The 18988-nt window shown below is 70.2% G+C and carries 18 protein-coding genes; 4 read left to right on the top strand and 14 right to left on the bottom strand.

Going from position 1 to position 18988, the window contains the following annotated elements; all coding sequences use genetic code 11:
• Window positions 1–14 precede the first annotated feature (14 nt).
• The 4 genes from GH747_RS05160 to GH747_RS05145 form a co-directional block, all read right to left on the bottom strand.
• Window positions 15–353, bottom strand: coding sequence for a hypothetical protein (locus tag GH747_RS05160; RefSeq protein WP_149768435.1), 339 nt, complete (start codon window positions 351–353; stop codon window positions 15–17).
• Window positions 350–805 (bottom strand): hypothetical protein, encoded by a 456-nt coding sequence (locus tag GH747_RS05155; RefSeq protein WP_149768434.1) that lies wholly within the window; start codon window positions 803–805, stop codon window positions 350–352. The genes GH747_RS05160 and GH747_RS05155 overlap by 4 nt, the downstream gene beginning before the upstream one ends.
• 198 nt (window positions 806–1003) lie before the next feature.
• Window positions 1004–2128 (bottom strand): hypothetical protein, encoded by a 1125-nt coding sequence (locus tag GH747_RS05150; protein WP_149768433.1) that lies wholly within the window; start codon window positions 2126–2128, stop codon window positions 1004–1006.
• A gap of 111 nt (window positions 2129–2239) precedes the next feature.
• Window positions 2240–3541, bottom strand: a complete 1302-nt coding sequence (locus GH747_RS05145; protein ID WP_323740624.1) for a dipeptidase — start codon at window positions 3539–3541, stop codon at window positions 2240–2242.
• A gap of 6 nt (window positions 3542–3547) precedes the next feature.
• Here GH747_RS05145 and GH747_RS05140 point away from each other — a divergent pair, with 6 nt between their 5' ends.
• Entirely contained in the window at window positions 3548–4924 is a 1377-nt protein-coding gene (locus tag GH747_RS05140) for a glycoside hydrolase domain-containing protein (RefSeq protein ID WP_149768431.1), read from the top strand.
• A gap of 46 nt (window positions 4925–4970) precedes the next feature.
• Here GH747_RS05140 and GH747_RS05135 read toward each other — a convergent pair whose 3' ends face one another.
• Together GH747_RS05135 and GH747_RS05130 are read right to left on the bottom strand one after the other, a co-directional pair.
• Window positions 4971–5333: a sterol carrier family protein gene (locus GH747_RS05135; RefSeq protein ID WP_377035993.1), complete on the bottom strand. Its 363-nt coding sequence runs from the start codon at window positions 5331–5333 to the stop codon at window positions 4971–4973.
• A gap of 2 nt (window positions 5334–5335) precedes the next feature.
• A complete protein-coding gene (locus tag GH747_RS05130) occupies window positions 5336–6187 on the bottom strand; it encodes a patatin-like phospholipase family protein (RefSeq protein ID WP_149768430.1) in 852 nt (283 codons plus the stop codon).
• A 63-nt stretch (window positions 6188–6250) separates the two neighbouring features.
• Here GH747_RS05130 and GH747_RS05125 point away from each other — a divergent pair, with 63 nt between their 5' ends.
• On the top strand, window positions 6251–7291 hold the full coding sequence (locus GH747_RS05125) for an NAD(P)-dependent alcohol dehydrogenase (protein ID WP_149768429.1): 1041 nt from the start codon (window positions 6251–6253) through the stop codon (window positions 7289–7291).
• A gap of 131 nt (window positions 7292–7422) precedes the next feature.
• Here the strand turns inward: GH747_RS05125 and GH747_RS05120 are convergent, their stop codons facing one another.
• The 4 genes from GH747_RS05120 to GH747_RS05105 all read right to left on the bottom strand — a co-directional run bounded on the left by GH747_RS05120 (window position 7423) and on the right by GH747_RS05105 (window position 12121).
• Window positions 7423–8346, bottom strand: a complete 924-nt coding sequence (locus GH747_RS05120; RefSeq protein ID WP_149768428.1) for an AEC family transporter — start codon at window positions 8344–8346, stop codon at window positions 7423–7425.
• A gap of 104 nt (window positions 8347–8450) precedes the next feature.
• A complete protein-coding gene (locus GH747_RS05115; RefSeq protein WP_149768427.1) occupies window positions 8451–10100 on the bottom strand; it encodes a solute symporter family protein in 1650 nt (549 codons plus the stop codon).
• Window positions 10097–10435 carry a DUF485 domain-containing protein gene (locus tag GH747_RS05110; protein ID WP_228552778.1) on the bottom strand — a complete coding sequence of 113 codons (339 nt, stop codon included), beginning with the start codon at window positions 10433–10435 and terminating at the stop codon, window positions 10097–10099. The genes GH747_RS05115 and GH747_RS05110 overlap by 4 nt, the downstream gene beginning before the upstream one ends.
• Window positions 10436–10615: 180 nt before the next feature.
• Entirely contained in the window at window positions 10616–12121 is a 1506-nt protein-coding gene (locus GH747_RS05105) for a glycosyltransferase family 39 protein (protein ID WP_163695297.1), read from the bottom strand.
• 242 nt (window positions 12122–12363) lie between these two features.
• Here GH747_RS05105 and GH747_RS05100 point away from each other — a divergent pair, with 242 nt between their 5' ends.
• Window positions 12364–13851 carry a DEAD/DEAH box helicase gene (locus GH747_RS05100; RefSeq protein ID WP_149768424.1) on the top strand — a complete coding sequence of 496 codons (1488 nt, stop codon included), beginning with the start codon at window positions 12364–12366 and terminating at the stop codon, window positions 13849–13851.
• A gap of 66 nt (window positions 13852–13917) precedes the next feature.
• Window positions 13918–15147 (top strand): S1C family serine protease, encoded by a 1230-nt coding sequence (locus GH747_RS05095; RefSeq protein ID WP_205602764.1) that lies wholly within the window; start codon window positions 13918–13920, stop codon window positions 15145–15147.
• On the opposite strand, the gene GH747_RS05090 is transcribed toward GH747_RS05095, so the two are convergent.
• The 4 genes from GH747_RS05090 to GH747_RS05075 are packed head-to-tail and all read right to left on the bottom strand — an operon-like array spanning window position 15119 to window position 18976.
• A complete protein-coding gene (locus GH747_RS05090) occupies window positions 15119–16666 on the bottom strand; it encodes a sodium/solute symporter (RefSeq protein WP_149768423.1) in 1548 nt (515 codons plus the stop codon). The genes GH747_RS05095 and GH747_RS05090 overlap by 29 nt on opposite strands.
• Before the next feature lie 17 nt (window positions 16667–16683).
• Window positions 16684–17067, bottom strand: coding sequence for a hypothetical protein (locus GH747_RS05085; RefSeq protein ID WP_149768422.1), 384 nt, complete (start codon window positions 17065–17067; stop codon window positions 16684–16686).
• 1 nt (window position 17068) lies between these two features.
• Window positions 17069–17824: a LytR/AlgR family response regulator transcription factor gene (locus tag GH747_RS05080; RefSeq protein WP_149768421.1), complete on the bottom strand. Its 756-nt coding sequence runs from the start codon at window positions 17822–17824 to the stop codon at window positions 17069–17071.
• Window positions 17825–17884: 60 nt separating this feature from the next.
• Window positions 17885–18976: a sensor histidine kinase gene (locus tag GH747_RS05075; protein ID WP_149768420.1), complete on the bottom strand. Its 1092-nt coding sequence runs from the start codon at window positions 18974–18976 to the stop codon at window positions 17885–17887.
• Between the last annotated feature and the right edge of the window lie 12 nt (window positions 18977–18988).

Here is an 18988-nt window from a genome sequence, read left to right as displayed (position 1 = left end):
CCACTGTGGACGACTTAGAACCAGTCCTGGGTCGGCACCACGCCGACAATCGTGTGGTCGCCTCGGGAGTAGACGAGGAACTGCACCGCCGGATCCTCGCCTTCCGGATGGTTGGTCGCCAGCGCCTGCGTGACGCAGGCTCTGTATCGCTCGAGCGTCATGTCCGTCGGCGCAGCGCGGCCATCGATGAGGACGGCACGGAGGGGCGACAGTTCACGGACCTCGCACGCTGTACTGAAGTACGAGCTCGCGGGACGGACCCGATCCCACCGCTCCCCATCCTCGAGAATCAGGGCGTCGTCCAGGAACCGGATCTTCCGACGGTACGACTGACCCCTTCTCGATCTCGTCATTCCGCGTACTCTCCCGCCCCGCCGTAGATGCGCGCGCGCCGACCTTCGCTCCCAAGCACCGCCGTCACGAACAGCCCGAAGTCCCAGTCTTCCGATTCCGCGAAAGGAGTCGGATCCGCGTCGCCACCTCCCGGGCTTGGCTGATACTCCGCTTCCGCAATCAGCACTCCGTTATCGATGAGGTCCAGAGTTGAGTGCCCACGAGACCTCTTCCAGCGGATCTCCACTCCCGCGTCGTTGAGATTCCGGGATGCGACCCCGATGCGTATCCAAAGTGACGCGCCAAGTCGGTAGAACACCACGAGCGTCCCCGCCAACCTTGAATAGTGGCCTTGTGGGGCGACCCGGTCCGCAGCGGCGCCTGACGCACGGCTGAACTCATCGAGGCGCCCCGTCACCGGGTCAAACTCGGCAACGGCGCTGAAGCGATCGTGAGACTCGACGCGCATCACTACCCCAGGTCCTTGCCGCCAATTTCTGTCCGCGTGCCCATCCTTGCGTGTCAGCATCGTGCTGAACAACGTCACGAGCTGTGCCAGGTTGCGACTGGCTCCGTCCGGCGTGCGGCCAGATCTGACGCGACAAAACGAAGGACCCGGCACCGCGGCCAGGACAGGTGGCCGGATGTCGGGTCCTTCGTCAGAACTGGGTTACTTTTTGACCTTCTTGGCCGCCGACGTCACGGCGACGGTCTTGTAGCCGGCCCGGGTGTAGGTCACCTTCACGGAGACCTTCTTGCCCTTGAACGACTTCTTGAGCTTGAGCTTGCTGGACTTTGCACCCTTGATGGCCTTGCCGTTCTTCAGCCACTGGTAGGTGACCCTCGTGCCGGCGACGCTCTTGGCCTTGGCCTTGAGCGTCTTGCCGACCTTGGCCTTGCCACTGATCGCGGGCTTGCCCGGCACGACGAACGAGCCGGCGGCGACCTTGCCGACCGTGACGGTCGAGGCCTTGGGGTTGTAGCCGACCTTCGTCGCCTTCGCGCTCAGGGCGATGGTCTTGCCGAGGTCGGCGGGCTTCACGACGTACGCCGAGCCGGCGCCGGCAGCCTTGCCGCCGACGAGCCACGTGTACGCGACCGTGCTGGCCGGGGTGGTCGTCCCACCGACGGCCGACAGCCGCTGGCCGACGACGGGCTTGCCGACAGCCCTCAACGGCGCAGCCGCGGCGAGGTTGCCCGGGGGAAGGACGTCCACACTTGCGACCGTCGGTGCCGTGCCCGAGACCGCGCAGGGGACCTTGGCCGGGATGAAGATGTTGCCGCCGCCGACGAGGCTGAGGGCGACCTGCATGTCGAAGTCGACCTTGCCGAAGGTGACGTTCACGTCTGCACCCGAGGTGGTCGGGATCGCAGGGAACGCGATCTTCCCGGGCCACGTCATGTTGCCTGCCGCGGGGACGACCAGGTCAGCGTTGTTGAAGGTCAGCTTCGCCGGTTGCGCGAGAGCGACGCCGTTGACGAGGACGGGCACCGTCGCGGTCACGTCCTTGTACTTCATCGAGTAGTCGCGGCCGGCCTGGGTCCAGGTCGCGCCCCATGCGTACTCGACGCCGGTCGCGGTCAGCGTGAGCGGCTGGCCCGTCAGGATCGTCGCCGGCGCCTGGACGTCCGCACTCAGCGACGACGCGTGGGGGCCGCCCGTGTAGTCGCAGGAGTAGTCGGTGGTGGTCTCGGCAGCGTTGGCGGCGGGAGCTGCGGCCAGACCGAGGGTGCCGGCGACAAGCGCACCTGCGGCGATCAGGCCCGCACCGCGGCGGGTTGGAGTCATCGTCATGTCTCTCCTTCCGCGGCCGCCTCCGGACAGCGACCGTTTCCGAAGAACTTAGGATGAACAGCGCGACGATATATGATTTATCAGAAAGTTCTCAGCACGTGGGCGTCTTTTTCAGAGCTCCCCGAGGCGAGCCAGGAGGAGTGTCTCGGCGGCGCAGACCCGTGAGAACTCCCCGAGGTGCAGACCCTCGTCGACCCCGTGAGCGCGCGTGTCCGGGTCCTCGACCCCGGTCACCAGGACCGCCGCGTCCGGATAACGGCTGGCGAACTCCGCGATGAACGGGATCGATCCGCCTACGCCCATGTCGATCGGCTCCACACCGTCCCACGCCTCGCGGAAGGCCGAGCGAGCCGCGTCGTACGCCGGGCCTTCCGCCTCGATCGCATACGCGTCGCCGCGGTCGTTCGGCGTCACCGTGACCCTTGCGCCCCACGGTGCGTGGGTCCGCAGGTGCTCGACGAGTGCATCCATCGACGCGTCGGTGTCGGAGCCGGGAGCGATCCGCATCGAGACCTTAGCCCGCGCCCGAGGCACGAGCGTGTTCGAGGAGTCGGCCACCGTCGGCGCGTCGATACCGATCACGCTGATCGCCGGCTTGGCCCACAGTCGGTCGACGACCGAGCCGGAGCCAATCTGGTCGACCCCGTCGAGCACACCGGACTCGGCGTGCAGGCGGTCGAGCGGGTACTCGACGTCGGCGGCCGTCCCCACATGCAGCCCCGACACGGCCACCTCGCCGGTGTCGTCGTGCAGCGTCGCGAGGAGACGGACCAGCACGGAGAGCGCGTCGGGGAACACGCCACCCCACATCCCGGAGTGGACCGCGTGCTTGAACGTCTCGACCTCGACGACGCAGTCGACCAGGCCGCGCAGCGTCGTGGTCAGCGCGGGGGTGCCGATCGCCCAGTTCGTCGAGTCCGCGATGACGATGACGTCGGCGGCCAGCCGGTCGCGATAGGTGTCGAGCAGCGTCCCGAGGCTCGCCGACCCCGACTCCTCCTCGCCTTCGACGAAGACCGTGACTCCGACCGGAGGTGCTCCGTCCCAGGCCCGGAACGCCGCCAGGTGGGCAGCGATCCCAGCCTTGTCGTCGGCGGCACCCCGGCCGTACAGGCGTTCTCCACGCTCGGTCGGCTCGAACGGCGGCGACGTCCAGACGGCGGGATCGCCGGTCGGCTGGACGTCGTGGTGGGCGTAGAGGAGCACCGTCGGTGACCCCGGCGGTGCGGGATGATTTGCGATGACGGCAGGTCCGCCGCCCGCGGAGACGACGTCGACGCGTGCGAAACCGGCGTCACGGAGCAGTGCGGCAACGGCGTCAGCGCTACGGCGTACGTCCTCAGATCGCGAAGGATCTGCACCCACCGAAGGAATCCGCACGAGATCCTTCAAGTCCGAGAGAACCGAAGGCATGATGGCATGAAGTCGTTGCAACGCCGCAAGGCTCATGTCGGCACTTTACGGGGGATGATGTCGATGCTCACCACACGGATCCACGCCGCGTCCAGGCGGCGGCTGACCGCCGCGGTCGCCGGCCTCACGCTGGCCGCCGGAGCGCTCGTCCCGGCTCTGGCCGCCGCGCCCGCGGACGCCGCGGTCAACGCCCCCGGCAACTTCACCGGCTTCGCGTTCGACGCCTGCACCGCGCCGACGCAGGCGCAGATGGACGCGTGGTGGGTCTCGTCCCCGTTCGGCGCGGTGGGCATCTACATCTCCGGCTCCTCCCGAGCCTGCGCCCAACCGAACCTGACCCGCAGCTGGGTGACCACGCAGGCGTCCCGCGGATGGCGCCTCCTGCCGATCCACGTCGGGATGCAGGCGCCCTGCTACGCCGGCAACAAGCAGAAGATGTCGTCAGACCCCGCGACCGCGCGTTCCCAGGGCGTGCTCGCCGCTAACGAGAGCGTCACCGCCGCGACCGCGCTCGCCATCGGCAGGGGAAGCACGCTCACGCTCGACATCGAGTGGTACCCGATCTCCAACGCCGCCTGCAACGCCGCCGTCATCGAGTTCGTTCACGGCTGGAGCTCACGGATCGCCCAGCACGGCTACCGCTCCGGGCTCTACTCGAGCGCGTCGGCCGCGATCAGGACGATGAACAACCTCCGCAACGCCTCGGTGAGCGGCTACCACTACCCCGACGCCCTCTGGTTCGGCTGGTACAACGGCAAGGCCAACCTCAAGGCCGAGCCGTACCTCGACGACCGCTACTGGGTCGACGGCAAGCGGATCCACCAGTACGTCGGCAACGCCGTCACCCGCTACAACGGCGTCACGATCAACATCGACCGCAACGTGATGGACATCGGCTCGGGATCGACCACGAAGAAGCCCAAGGCGCAGTGCGGGACACCGAGCGTCTCGAAGTACCGCTACATCCGCCGTAACCAGCGCCGTGCCGACCTCGTCCCCGAGGCGAAGTGCCTGCTGAAGCAGCGTGGCTACTACAAGGGGTCGACGTCGGGCACCAAGTTCGGCGCGAAGGCCCAGCGCGCGATCAACCGCTACCGGGCCGCCCGCGGGTGGGCGAAGACCGGCACGATCAGCCGCAAGGTCTGGGTCTCGCTGCTGTCGGGCAACAGCGCGCCGGTGCTCAAGCGCGGCTCGACAGGCCAGAACGTCTACAAGCTCCAGCGCTCCCTCACCGCGGCGCTGGCGCGCTCCGTGCCGCGCAACGGACTGTTCGACGCGACGACGGAGCGAGCCGTGCTGGACTACCGCAAGCGGGTCAAGCTGCCCGGGTGGCGCACGGCCGAGCCCCAGCTGTGGGCCGCCCTGCGCGCTGGGAAGCGGTGAGGGTCGGGTCTCGATCGCTCCGCGCCTCGACCAGCGGCGGGTGCGGTCAGTCCAGCGGGAGGTACGGCGTGAGGTCGCTGCGCTCCCCGGACGCGCTGACCCTGCCCGCCGCGACCGCCTCGGCCCACGTCGTACGGCCGGTGGCGAGCGCGATCCACGTCAGAGGGTCGGTCTCGACGACCGCCGGCGGTGTGCCGCGGGTGTGACGGGCACCGGGGATCACCTGGACCGCTGCGTACGGCGGGACGCGCACCTCGACGCTGTTGCCGGGCGCGCGCTGGTCGAGCACGGCCAGCAGGTGCTTGGTCGCGGCGCGAAGGTCAGCGGGCTGCGGCGGGCCGGCCGCGTCGAGCCGGACGCGCAGCTCCTGCCAGACCTCCGGATCGAGTGGGACGAGTCGGCGAGCCACGGTCAGCCCCACACGGCGGCGACGGCGTCCGCGACGCTCGCAGCCTGCGCGAGGCCCGCACGCGCAGTCGCCGCCCGCGCCGACGGGTCGAGCACGTTGCGGCCGATGGCGCGGCGCGCGTCCCTGTCCGGTGCGACGACGGTGTAGCGAGCGCCGGTCCCGGCGAGCTGTGCCTCCGCTCCCCGCGAGCGCGGCACGGCCGCCGCGATCGGAGTGAGAGCGACCACCTGGTCGTACCCGGCCGCGAGGTCCGCGTTCGCCGACGACCGGGTACCGCCGTCGATGTAGCGCCTGCCGTCGACGGAGACGGGCGGATAGATGCCGGGTACGGCGCAGCTGGCCGCGACCGCCCGAGCCAGAGGGACCCCGTCGGACGCCTCGAACACCCGGAACGCTCCCGTGGCCGCGTCCACGGCAGTGACCCGGAGCGGGCGCCCGGGCCACTCCTGCGACACGAGACGGCTGCTGATGACCGCGATCCGCTCCTCCTCCGTCGGCACGCGGCCGCGGCTCGCTTCACGAACGGCGTACGCGCCGAGGCGTCGACCGAGACCCTCGAGGTCGCGCCCGCTGCGCAGCCCGGTAGCGATCCAGCGCGCGGTCACGCCGAGCCCGATCGCCGCGGCCGGCTCGGGGCCGAACGTGCCGACCGGCGCCAGCTGCCGCTCGTACATCGCGCTCGTCGCCGCCCCGTTGGTCAGCTGAGCCCCGACGACCGAGCCGGCCGAGGTCCCGATCACGACGTCGGCCCCGGACAGGTCGACGCCCCGTTCGGCGAGTCCGTGCAGGAGGCCGATCTCCCAGGCGATGCCGGTGATCCCGCCGCCGCCGAGCACCAGTGCGCGTGTAGTCACCGCGCCATTGTGCCCCGTCCCGCTCACCCGGCGGGGCCCGTGCAGTCGACCTACCGTGAAGACATGCGCGCACTCCAGTACGTCGAGATCGGCAGTCCTCCCCGAGTCGTCGAGGTCGAGACGCCGGAACCCGCGGCCGGCCAGGTCCGCCTCAAGGTCACCGCCGCCGGTTTGTGCCACTCCGACGAGTTCGTCATGAGCCTGCCCGAGGAGGCGTACACGTTCGGTCTCCCGCTCACTCTCGGCCACGAGGGCGCCGGCATCGTCGACGCGCTCGGCGACGGCGTCACGGGGGTCGCGGTCGGGGACTCTGTCGCGGTGTACGGCCCATGGGGCTGCGGCGTCTGCCACGCCTGCGCACGGGGTGCGGAGAACTGCTGCCCGTACGCCGCCGACCTGGGCATCGCTCCGCCCGGCCTCGGCGCGCCCGGCGCGATCGCGGAGTACCTGATCGTCGACGACGTACGCCACCTCGTCCCGCTCGGAGACCTCGACCCCGTGCGCAACGTGTCGCTGACCGACGCCGGGCTCACGCCGTACCACGCGATCCGGACGGTGATGCCCCACCTCGTCGCCGGCAGCACCGCCGTCGTCATCGGCACCGGCGGGCTCGGCCACGTCGGGATCCAGATCCTGCGCGCCCTCACCGGTGCGCGGGTCATCGCACTCGACGTCAACGACGAGAAGCTCGCCCTCGCGAAGGAGGTCGGCGCGCACGAGGCGCTGCTGTCCGACGCCGACGCGGCCGGCAAGATCAAGGAGCTGACGGGCGGTCTCGGCGCCGAGGTGGTCCTCGACTTCGTGGGCGCCGCGCCGACGATCGCGACGGCCATGGGCTCGGTGGCGATGGAGGGTGCGGTCGAGATCGTCGGCATCGGCGGCGGCACGGCGACCGTCGGGTTCGGCGCGACTCCGTACGACGCTGCCGTACGCGTGCCCTACTGGGGATCACGCAGCGAGCTGATCGAGGTCCTCGACATGGCGCACCGCGGCCAGATCCACGTCGAGATCGAGACCTTCTCGCTGGACGAGGCGCCGACGGCGTACGAGCGGCTGCACGCGGGAGACATCCGCGGGCGGGCGGTCGTGCTGCCCAACGGGTGAGATCTCGAGAACCGCAGACCCCTCGCCGGTCGAGGAGGAACCCACACCCCGCTGGTCGAGGAGGGCGAGGAACGAGCCCGTCTCGAGACCACCAGGGGTCTCGATCGCTTCGCGCCTCGACCAGCGGGAGCTCAGGCCAGCAGCGCAGCGATCGCGAGGATCGTGCCGAACGAGAGCACGGTCGTCGCGAAGACCACGTCGCGTATGACCGGGACCGCACGGTCGTAGCGCACCGCCGTCACGAACACGTTCTGCGCGGTCGGCAGCCCCGCGACCACCACGACCGCCAGCAGTGCCTCGCCGTCGAGTCCGAGCGCGAACCGGCCGACCAGGTACGCGACGAGCGGTTGCGCCAGCAGCTTGAGCGCGGAGATGGTCGCGACCTGACCGCTCGCGCCGCTCGCCCCCGGCTTCGGGCCGAGCCGCAGCGAGAGCCCGAACGCGATCAGCATGCCGGGGATCGCGAGACCCGCGAGGAGGTCGATCGGATCGGCGACCCACCGCGGCACCGACACCCCGGACAGCGCCACGACCACACCGATGACCGCGGCGACGGTGACGGGGTTGCGGAACGGCCGCGAGACCACCCGCCACAGCGTGGGCCGCTCGCCCGAGGCTGCCTGGTCGAGGACGACGAACGCCAAGGGAGCCAGCACCAGCAGCTGGAGGAGAAGCGCTCCGGCGACCGCGGACACGTCCCCGATGACGTACAGCGCGATGGGGAGTCCGAGGTTCCCGGCATTGACGTAGCCCGCGCCGAGGCCGGCCATCGTCGCGTCGCCCCAGCCGCGCCGCCAGCGCCATCGCGCGAGCGAGATGGCGATCGCAGCGACCACGGCGACGCTCGCCGCGTTGGCGACCAGCGCCTGCGAGAGTGCTCCGGCGACGTCGGTGTCGGCGAGGACGGAGAAGAGCAGCGCCGGGCTGCCGACGAAGAAGACGAGCCGCGAGAGCAGCTCCTGGTACTCCAGAGTGAGGACGCCGACATGTGCCAGGAGGAACCCGACGGCGATCACGACGGTGATGACGCCAAACCCCTCGAGCACCCCGATCACGTCCCCATCCTCACCGATACGCCGGCAGGGACACGCAGCTCCCCCGCCCCAGCGCGTCGAGCGCCGGAGCGGGGGAGCGTACGTCGTGCCAGTCGGTCAGCCGATCACTCGGCACCTGCGCCGGTCATCGAGCGCACCTCCAGCTCCTCGTACATCGTGGGATCCGCCTTCTCCTTGGCGGTGACGGTGCCCAGCCAGCCGAGGAAGAAGCCGATCGGGATCGACACCAGGCCGGGGTTCTCCAGCGGGAACCAGCTGAAGTCCACGCCGGTCCCGAAGAGCGACAAGCTCTCCCCGGTGGCGGGATCGACCTTGCCGGAGACGACGGGCGAGAAGAACACCAGGCCGACGGCGGAGATGAGACCGCCGTAGATGCTCCACGTCGCACCGCGCGTGTTGAAGTCCTTCCAGAACAGGTTGTAGAGCAGTGCCGGCAGGTTCGCCGACGCAGCGACGGCGAACGCGAGCGCGACAAGGAAGGCCACGTTGAGCGACTGGCCCGGGATCGCGAGCGCGATCGCCACACCACCGATCACGAACGCCGCGATCCGCGCGACCTTCACCTCCTCCTCACCGGTGACCTCGCCCTTCTTGAACACGTTGGCGTAGAGGTCGTGCGCGACGGACGACGCCGAGGCGAGCGTCAGACCTGCGACCACCGCAAGGATCGTCGCGAACGCCACGGCCGCGATCAGTGCCAGCAGGATCGCACCTCCGGTCGAGCCCTCGCCGCCGCCGACGGCTTCGGCGAGCAACGGAGACGCCAGGTTGCCGCCGGACTCCGCGACCTTCGCGTACTGGTCGGTGCTGAGCAGCGCCGCCGCACCGAAGCCGAGGACGAGCGTCATCAGGTAGAAGGTGCCGATCAGCCCGATGGCCCAGTTCACCGACGTACGCGCCTGCCGTGCGGTCGGCACGGTGTAGAAGCGGATCAGGATGTGCGGCAGTCCTGCCGTACCCAGCACGAGCGCGATGCTGAGCGACAGGAAGTCGATCTTGCTCGTGAGGTTGGCGCCGTACTTCAGGCCCGGCTCGAGGAACGCCTGGCCCTTGCCGGAATTGGACGCCGCGGTGCCGAGGAGCTCGGACAGGTTGAAGTTGAACTTCGCGAGCACGAGGACGCTGATCAGCAACGTGCCCACCATGAGGAGGACGGCCTTGACGATCTGCACCCACGTGGTGCCCTTCATGCCGCCGACGACCACATAGAAGATCATCAGGACACCGACGCCGACGATCGTCAGGTTCTTGAGGGCCTCGCCCTCCACACCGAGGAGCAGGGAGACCAGGGCGCCGGCGCCGACCATCTGCGCCAGCAGGTAGAAGATCGAGACGACCACCGTGGAGACCGATGCCGCTGTGCGGACGGGACGCTGACGCATCCGGTACGCGAGCTGGTCGGCCATCGTGAACCTACCGGAGTTGCGCAGCAGCTCGGCGATGAGCAGCAGCGCCACCAGCCAGGCGACGAGGAATCCGATCGAGTAGAGGAAACCGTCGTAGCCGGACAGCGCGATCGCGCCGGAGATGCCAAGGAACGACGCGGCGGACATGTAGTCGCCGCCGATCGCGAGGCCGTTCTGGAACCCGCTGAACGAGCGGCCGCCCGCGTAGTAGTCCGCAGCGGTCTTGGTGTTGCGGCTCGCCCAGAAGGTGATGCCGACGGTGAGCAGCACGACGCCGACGAACAGCACAGTCGTGAGCGTCTGATGGCCGCCGTCCTCCGCAGCGAGGATCACGTCGTTCGTGCTCATCGTCCGATCTCCTCGTCGTAGTCGGCGCGCAGCTTGTCGGCGTGCGGGTCGAGGTTCTTCACGGAGAACTTCGAGTACCAGATGGCGATGCCGAACGTCGTGACGAACTGCAGCAAACCGAAGATCAGCGCGATGTTGATGTTGCCGACGACCTGGATGCTCATGAAGTCAGGGGCCCAGTTCGAGCAGATGACGTACAGCAGGTACCAGCTCATGAAGCCGATCGTCACGGGGACGACGAAGCCGATGTACTTGCGTCTGAGGGTGCGGAACTCGTCTGTGGCATGGATGCGCGCGTAAGCCGCATCCTCTGCCGGTGTGGTTCTCTCGATCACGGCTTCACCTCTCGGGTGCGTCGGACGGGGGTCTCTCATCGCGACGCTAGGGAGGGAGACCTGGTGTGTGCCAGATCACACCGCGACCCCTTCGGCGGGCGCGCCAACGCGGTCGGCGTGCGGCGCGTCGCCGACGACGAACGGTCGCCGCGACGCGACGAACGGCCACACCGGTGCCGCTCAGTCCAGGTGCCGCAGGTCGTCCCAGAGCCCCGGCCACGGGCGCAGCGGACCGCGGCACACCGCGACAGGGACCCCTTCCTCCTCGTTGTCGACGTCGACGCCGTTGCGCAGCCGGTCGCGCACCTCGCACTCCTCGAACAGCGTGCGCGCGAAGCCGTACTGACCGCCGACGAAGACGACCGTCTGCGTGCTGTCGGGTGGGCGGGCCTGGTCGTGGAGGGCGTTCTGCCCGCTGTACGGCGTGGGCAGGCCGAGCGCGGGACCGTACCGGTCGATCGCCCCGGCCTCGCCGTAGTTGGACGTGATGACGACAGCGTCCTTCCGCTCGTCCTCGGACAGCCCGTCCCACACGGCGGCGACCTGCCGCACGTACGCCGGCCACCCCACCTGGTCCGCGGCAGCCTGGTTGATCCCGGGGACCGGCGTGCTCCCGAGCGTGCCGACCCCGATCACCGGGAGCGACACGACGACGGACACCACGACGTACACGACGAGCAAGGCCCCGATCCCTGCGCGTACGGCGGTCGACGAGCGTGCGAGCCATGCCGCCGTCGGCACCCAGCCGGCGGCGAACAGCACAGCGAGCAGGCCGACCGGGTAGTAGAACTGCGCCCCTCCGACGAAGGTCAGGACCACGACCACCACGAAGGCGACGAGGAACGCGCGGAGCGGACGCCACGCGGGCCGCCGCCAGAGCGCGACAGCTCCGACGACCCAGACCGCCGGCAGCAGGATGAACAGGAACGGCCACATCATCACGCGGACCTCGTCGGCGTTGTTCTCCGCGAGGGCGGCACCCATGTCGAGCTGCGGGAAGCCGTTGACGACCTGGTAGACGAGGTTCGGCAGCGCGACGACGGCGGCGATCACGCCTCCGACCCAGAAGGAGCGTGAGCGCAACGGGCGGCGTGGCCCGACCAGCAGGAAGCCCACCACCATCCCGAGCACCCACCACGGGATCAGCAACCGCCCGTACGTGGCGAGTCCGACCACCGCACCGACGGCGATCCACCACCGCTCGTCGCCGCGCAGCAATGCTTTGCACGCGAACCACGAGGCGAGCAGCCAGGCCAGCAGGTCGGTCGAGGTGGTCACGAGCACATGGCCCGCCACCAGCGGGAACGACGCGAACGCGAAGGTCCACGCACACAGTCCCTGGGCGAGCGCGCCACCACCGAGCTCGCGCGTGATGGCCGCCGCGACGAGGGTCGCGGCAACGACGGCCACGATGGCCGGCAGGCGTACGGCCCACGGCTCGTCGGCGATCAGCTCCGTCATCGCGTTGGCGAGCAGCGGGATCAACGGCGGTTGGTCGACGTAGCCCCACGCAGGGTCGAGCATCCGGAAGTAGAGCTCGTCGCGGTGGAACCCGTACTGGTTCGCGGTGACGAGGAGAACCACCGCGAGCGTCGCCGCGGCCGAGAGAACGGGCAGGCGCGCGTACGGCGGGCGGGGCACGGTGGTCGGCCCGTCTCCGTGGATCACGCGGGCCGTCATGCCCATGCGCCGCAATCTAGGGGATCGCCGGATCCACGGCATCACGGTTTGAGCATCGGCCCCTGCCGTCAGCGGTGTGATCACGGCCACTGGATTCGTCGCAACGACCACCTGACCCGTACTGTGGAGCCAGGACGCACCCTGCGTCCGCGGTCGTCTGCTTGAGCGGCGCGCACCTTGCGCCCTCCCCGTCCTCATTCGTGAGTGGATGCAATCACGGCCATCCCCACGATACGAAGGACACCTCTGTGCCCACCTTCGCCGATCTCGGCGTGCCCGCACCTCTCGTTGCCTCCCTCTCGGAGCGCGGCATCACCACCCCCTTCCCCATCCAGGCGGCCTCGCTGCCTGACTCCCTCGCCGGACGTGACGTCCTCGGCCGCGGCCGTACGGGCTCCGGCAAGACCGTCGCGTTCAGCCTCCCGACGCTCGCCGTCCTCGCCGCCACCGGCCGCCGTCGCCGGTCCGGTCACCCCCGCGCGCTGATCCTCGTCCCGACCCGCGAGCTTGCGACCCAGGTCCTCGAGACGCTCGCGCCGCTCGCCCAGGCGATGCAGCTGCGCACGATGACGATCTTCGGCGGCGTCGGCCAGAACCCGCAGGTCACCAAGCTCCGCAACGGCGTCGACGTCGTCGTCGCGACGCCGGGCCGGCTCGAGGACCTGATGGGCCAGGGCCACTGCAACCTCAGCGACATCGAGGTCACCGTCCTCGACGAGGCGGACCACATGGCCGACCTCGGGTTCCTCCCGGGCGTCAAGCGGATCCTCGACAAGACCCCTCGCGACGCGCAGCGCCTGCTGTTCTCGGCGACGCTCGACAACGGCATCGACACGCTGGTGAAGCGTTACCTCCACAACCCGGTGACCCACTCGGTCGACGAGGCGACGTCGCACGTCCCGGACATGGAGCACCACGTGCTCTCGGTGAGCCACGACAACAAGCAGGCACTCGTCAGCGAGCTCGTCGGCGGCCAGGGCAAGACTCTCGCCTTCACGCGGACGAAGCACTCGGCGAAGAAGCTCGCCAAGAAGCTCACCGCCTCCGGCATCCCGGCCGTCGACCTGCACGGCAACCTGAGCCAGAACGCGCGCCAGCGCAATCTCTCGGCATTCTCCGACGGCGTCGTGCGCGTCCTCGTCGCGACCGACATCGCGGCGCGCGGCATCCACGTCGACGACGTCTCGCTCGTCGTGCACGTCGACCCGCCGACCGAGCACAAGGCGTACCTGCACCGCTCCGGCCGTACGGCTCGGGCCGGCGCCTCGGGCGTCGTCGTGACCGTCGCGACCCCTGATCAGCGCCGCGACGTCAAGACGCTCATGCGTGCGGCCAAGATCAAGCCGACCGACCACGACGTGGCGCCCGGCGCCGAGATCGTCCACACGCTCGTCGGCCCGCAGGCCGAGCGCGTCGCAGCACCGCCGGAGCTCGCCGTTGCGGCGTCCAGCGGGCAGGGCGGTCGCGGCCAGGGCGGTCGCGGTCGCGGCAACGGCGGCGGTCAGGGTCGCGGCCAGAGCGGCGACGTCGCCCGCAGCGGCAACCGCTCGCGCAACCGGCGTCGTGGCAGCGGCGCGGGCAGCGCCGGCGGCCCGGGACAGTCGAGCGGCCAGTCGACCGGCGGGCGTCGCTCCGGCGGCAACGGCGGCGGCTCCTCGACGCGCACCGGCAGCGGCTCGTCGTCGCGCGGCGGTGCCGCGGCGTTCTCGGCGCAGGCCGGGCGTCGCAGCCGCTGACCAACCCTTCGCGGGTCCACAGGACGCCCACAGGCTTCACCCAGGTGGCGGCGTTGGACTGAGGTCATGGACACGATGACTTCACCCCAGGCCACGCAGCCCACCCACCTCAGGGCACGGCGTTCCGCGACTCGCACCCTCGTACGCACCGGCATCGCCGGTCTCGCGGCCGCGGCCGTGCTCGGCACCTTCGGTGTCGGGTACGCGTCCGCGGCCGCTCTCGGTTCTGCTGCACCTCCGGCGAGGGGGACGGCCGCGGTCACCGACCCGTGGTCGTCCCCGTACGGCGAGCCGTACGACGGCGCGTACGGCGGCGCCGACACGACACAGGACGAGACCACCCGCGCCACCGCCGCCCAGAAGGTCGGTCTGGTCTACATCACGACGACCCTCGACTACGGCTCCGGCGAAGCTGCCGGGACCGGCGTGGTGCTGACGTCGGACGGCGAGATCCTCACGAACCACCACGTCGTGGAGGGCGCGACGGAGATCGAGGTCGAGATCGCCTCGACCGGAGCGACGTACGAGGCGGAGGTCGTCGGGTACGACGCCGCGACCGACGTCGCACTCCTGAGGCTGAAGGGCGCCTCGGACCTCCGCACGGTCACCACCGACACCGACGAGGCCGTCGAGGTCGGCGACGCGGTCGTCGGCGTCGGCAACGCCGGGGGCGCCTCCGACGCCAGCGCCGCCGCAGGGACCGTGACAGCACTCCACCAGTCGATCACGGTGTCCGACGAGCAGGGCGGCTCCGAGAGCCTGACCAACCTCATCGAGATCGATGCCGACATCGTCTCCGGCGACTCGGGTGGTCCGCTGTACGACGACGACGGCGAGGTGGTCGGCATCGACACCGCAGCATCGAGCGGCGCGGCCGACGTGACGGCGTACGCGATCCCGATCGCCTCGGCGCTGCGGATCGTCACGCAGATCAGCTCTGGACAGGAGAGCGGAACGGTCGAGATCGGCGCCACCGCCTTCCTCGGCGTCACGCTCGCCAACACGGCGAGCGCCGTCGTCCCGCGCGACCCTGACGGCGATTCCACGCTGCCGGGTTCCGCGACGTCCGGCGTCGTGATCGCCGGCACCGTCGACGGCTCCGCAGCAGCAACGGCCGGGCTCGTCGCAGGCGACACCATCGCGGCGCTGGACGGCGCGGCGGTCACCTCGTCGGACGCGCTCTCCCGGGCGATCGACACCCACGACGCGGGCGACAGCGTGACGCTGTCCTGGATCGACGCCGCTGGGCAGAGTCACCAGGAGCTCGTCACCCTCGGGGAGGGTCCGGTCGGCTGATGCCGTCGGCGTCGGCCCGGTCGAGGCGAAGACGTTCGGGCGAGTGGAGCCGGACCATCGTTCGCCGGACGTTCGACGGGCGCCGGCTCTGCGTCGCCAGCGAGACCAGCACCATGGTGGCGAGCGCCAGCGGCATCGACCATGCGGCAGGACGAGAGAGCAGCTGGTCGAGCCAGCCCTCGTCGCTGCCACGGACGATCGCAGCGACGACGGCACCCCCGGCCCCGAACCCGCCCGCGAGCATGCCGGCGATCGCCCCGGGAGCCGTCAACCGCGGCCACCAGATGCCCAGCACGAGCAGCGGGCAGAACGTCGATGCGGCGACCGCGAAGGCGAACCCGACCGAGCTCGCCACCGCGATCCGGCCGGACACGAGCGCGAGCCCGAGCGGGACGAGGATCCCCAACGCCGCACCGACCCGCAGGCCGGCCACCGGACCGAGGACACGTCTCGCCAACGGCCCCTGCGCGAGCACGCCGGCGAGGGACATCGTCACGCCGGACGACGTCGACAGGAACGCCGCGAAGGCGCCCGCGGTCAGCAGGGCACCCAGGACCTCGCCGAGCGTGCCGCCGATCATCCGCATCGGCAGCTCGAGCACCACGATGTCGGTCTCGCCCGTGTCGACGAGGTCGCCCGCGTACACACGGCCGATGACGCCGTACGCCGTGGGCATCAGGTAGAAGACGCCGAGCAGGGCGAGGACCAGCAGCGTCGTCCGGCGCGCCGCCCGCCCGTCCGGGTTGGTGTAGAAGCGGACCACCACGTGCGGAAGGCCCATCGTGCCGAGGAACGTGGCGAAGATCAGCGAGTACGTCGCGTACATCGAGAGGCCGAGACCCGTGTCCGCAGCGACCGGCGACAGCCACGCTGCGGACGCACCGGCGTCGCTCGGCGTCGGGCGTCCGTCCTCCGTCCACGCGTGCAGCAGGAAGACGAGCGGCACGAGCAGCGCGGTCAGCTTCAACCAGTACTGGAAGGCCTGCACGAACGTGATGCTGCGCATGCCGCCCGACACGACGTTGATGACGACGATGACCGCCACCAGGACCGACCCGACCCACGCAGGTGCGCCGATGACGGTGTGGAGCACCAGGCCCGCGCCTTGGAACTGCGGCATCAGGTAGAGCCAGCCGATCACCACGACGAGCATCGACGCGACCCCGCGCGCAGCGGTCGACTGCACACGCATCTGCGTGAAGTCGGGAAGGGTGTACGCGCCGGAACGACGCAGCGGAGCGGCGACGAACGCCAGCAGCACGAGGTAACCCGCGGTCCACCCGACCGGGAACCACACCATGTCGGCGCCGAAGGTGAGAATCAGTCCGGCGATGCCGAGGTACGACGCGGCGGAGAGGTACTCGCCGCCGATCGCCGAGGAGTTCCACAACGGGCTCACCGAACGCGACGCCACGAAGAAGTCCGACGTGGTCCGGCTGAACCGCAGCCCGAACAGGCCGATCCCGAGCGTCGCGAGCGCGACAGCAGCGACGGCGATGGCGGAGTACGTCGTGTTCACGGGCAGGTCCTGCCAGCTCAGGGCCGTTCGACGAGGTCGCTGAACGCGCGCTCGTTGCGCTCGGACGCGGCGACGAACACCCATCCGATGACGAACAGCACCGGATAGACCGCCGCGCCGAGGATCCACCACGGCAGCGGCACCGGGCCGACCTGCAGAGCGTCGAGGTCGACGAGGACGAACAGGATCGGCAGCCCGCCGACGAGCAGCGCGACGACGACGGACACGATGAGCGCCAGACGCAGCTGCGACCGGATCAGCGACCGCATGTAGACCTCACCGATCTCGGTCTCCTCGTCGATCTCCTGCACGACCGTACGCCGCCGGTGCGGACGCAGGGTCGTGTGCGGGCTGGTGACCCGGACCCTGGCCCGCGGAGGTGGCTGGTCGGACTCGGCCACGTCAGCTTCCGACGGTGCGTGCGCGCTGCTGGACGAGGGTGCGCAGGTCGCGGGTGTGACGGCGAGCGACCTGGAGCTCGACGTACGACGAGCCGCCCACGTCCACGAGGATCGTGCACCGGCCGCCGAGCATCCGGACCTCTCGTACCCGTGCGGAGTCGACGAGGAGGCTCCTGTGGATACGGACGAACCCGGCATCGGCCCAGTCGTGCTCGAGCGTCACCAGCGGCGTACGGAGAAGGTGACTGTCGCCGCTCACCGTGTGGAGCCGGACGTAGTCACCCTGCGCCTCGACGTAGGCCACGCTGCTGCGCGGGACGAACCGTGTCACTCCCGCGAGCTCGACGGCGACGACCTCGTCGGCGTCGACGTCGCGCGGATCTGCGGGACGGGCCCCCAGGACGCGGCGGACCGACTCACGCAGACGGTCCTCCGCCACCGGCTTCAGCACGTAGTCGACGGCATCGAGGTCCCAGGCGTCGACCGCATGGTCCTCGTGGGCGGTCACGAAGACGACCTTCGGCTGGTTGCGGAACCGTGCGAGCACCCGGGCGACCTCGAGTCCGGAGAGGGCAGGCATCGCGATGTCGAGGAAGACGGCGTCGACCGCGGCCTCGTCGGCCTCCAGCGCCCGAAGCACGTCAGCACCTGACGTCACGGCGGTCACGTGGTCGATCCGCTCGTCGCGGTCGAGCAGGTAGACCAGCTCGTCCAGGACGGGCTGCTCGTCGTCGGCAACGAGTACGTTCAGGCCCATGGCGCCTGAGTCTAGGCGGCGCCTGTGGCCCCCGTCACACCGCCGACCCGCTCGGCTACGTCAGAGGGCGGCGCCGGGCGCGTACTTCGGGACCCGGACCGTCACCTTGGTCCCGGCACCCGGCGCGGTCTCGACCACGATCCCGTAGGCGTTCCCGTAGACGGTGCGCATCCGCTCGTCGACGTTGCCGAGGCCGACGGAGTCGGTTGGTCCGTCGCCGGCGAGGATGCGGCGTACCCGGTCCGGGTCCTCGCCGATCCCGTCGTCCTCGACCGTGATCACCGCCTCCGTCCCGGCGTCGAGGGCGATCACCACGATCTTGCCGCCACCTGCCTTGCTCTCCAGCCCGTGCCGTACGGCGTTCTCGACCAGCGGCTGGATCGACAGGAACGGCAGCGTCACCGCCAGCACCTCGGGCGCCACCTGCACCGTGACGTTCAGCCGGTCGCCGAAGCGGGCCTTCTCCAGCACCAGGTAGCGCTCGATGGACTGCAGCTCGTCGGCGAGCGTCGTGAACTCGCCGTGCCGTCGGAACGAGTAGCGGGTGAAGTCCGCGAACTCGAGCAGGAGCTCGCGGGCACGCTCCGGGTCGGTACGGACGAACGAGGCGATCGCGCCCAGCGAGTTGTAGATGAAGTGAGGCGAGATCTGGGCCCGCAGCGCTCGCAGCTCGGCCTCCATCAGCGCCGTACGGGACTTGTCCAGCTCGGCAAGCTCGAGCTGGCCCGACACCCACCGCGCGACCTCGGTCGTCGCCCGCGCCAGACCCGCCGACCTGGTCGCCGACCTCACCACCACCGCACCGACCACGGCGTCCTCGACGGTCAGCGGGGCCACGATCGCGTACGGGTAGTGCGCATGCGGGGTGCTGAACGCCTGCGTCGTCCCAGCTGCGATCGCCTGCCGGGCAAGCTCCATCGCATCCGATCGGCGCTCGCGCGTGCCTTCGGTGGCGAGGATCCGCTCGGTGTCGGTGAGGGCGACGGACGACACGCCGAGCAGGGTCCTCAGGTGCTTCAGAGCCGCCGACGCGCTGTCCTCGGTCAGCCCACGGCGGAGTGCGGGCGCCGCCTGCGAGGCCGTGTGCAGAGTCTCGTACGTCGCCCGGTCCTCAGCTGATCCGAGCGCACGACGCGACCACGGTGTCCTCATGGGACGGAGTGT

Source organism: Mumia xiangluensis (genome assembly GCF_010994095.1).
Classification (GTDB): Bacteria; Actinomycetota; Actinomycetes; order Propionibacteriales; family Nocardioidaceae; genus Mumia; species Mumia xiangluensis.
Note: the sequence above shows the minus strand (reverse complement) of the source record. Positions and strands in the feature narration are given on the sequence as shown.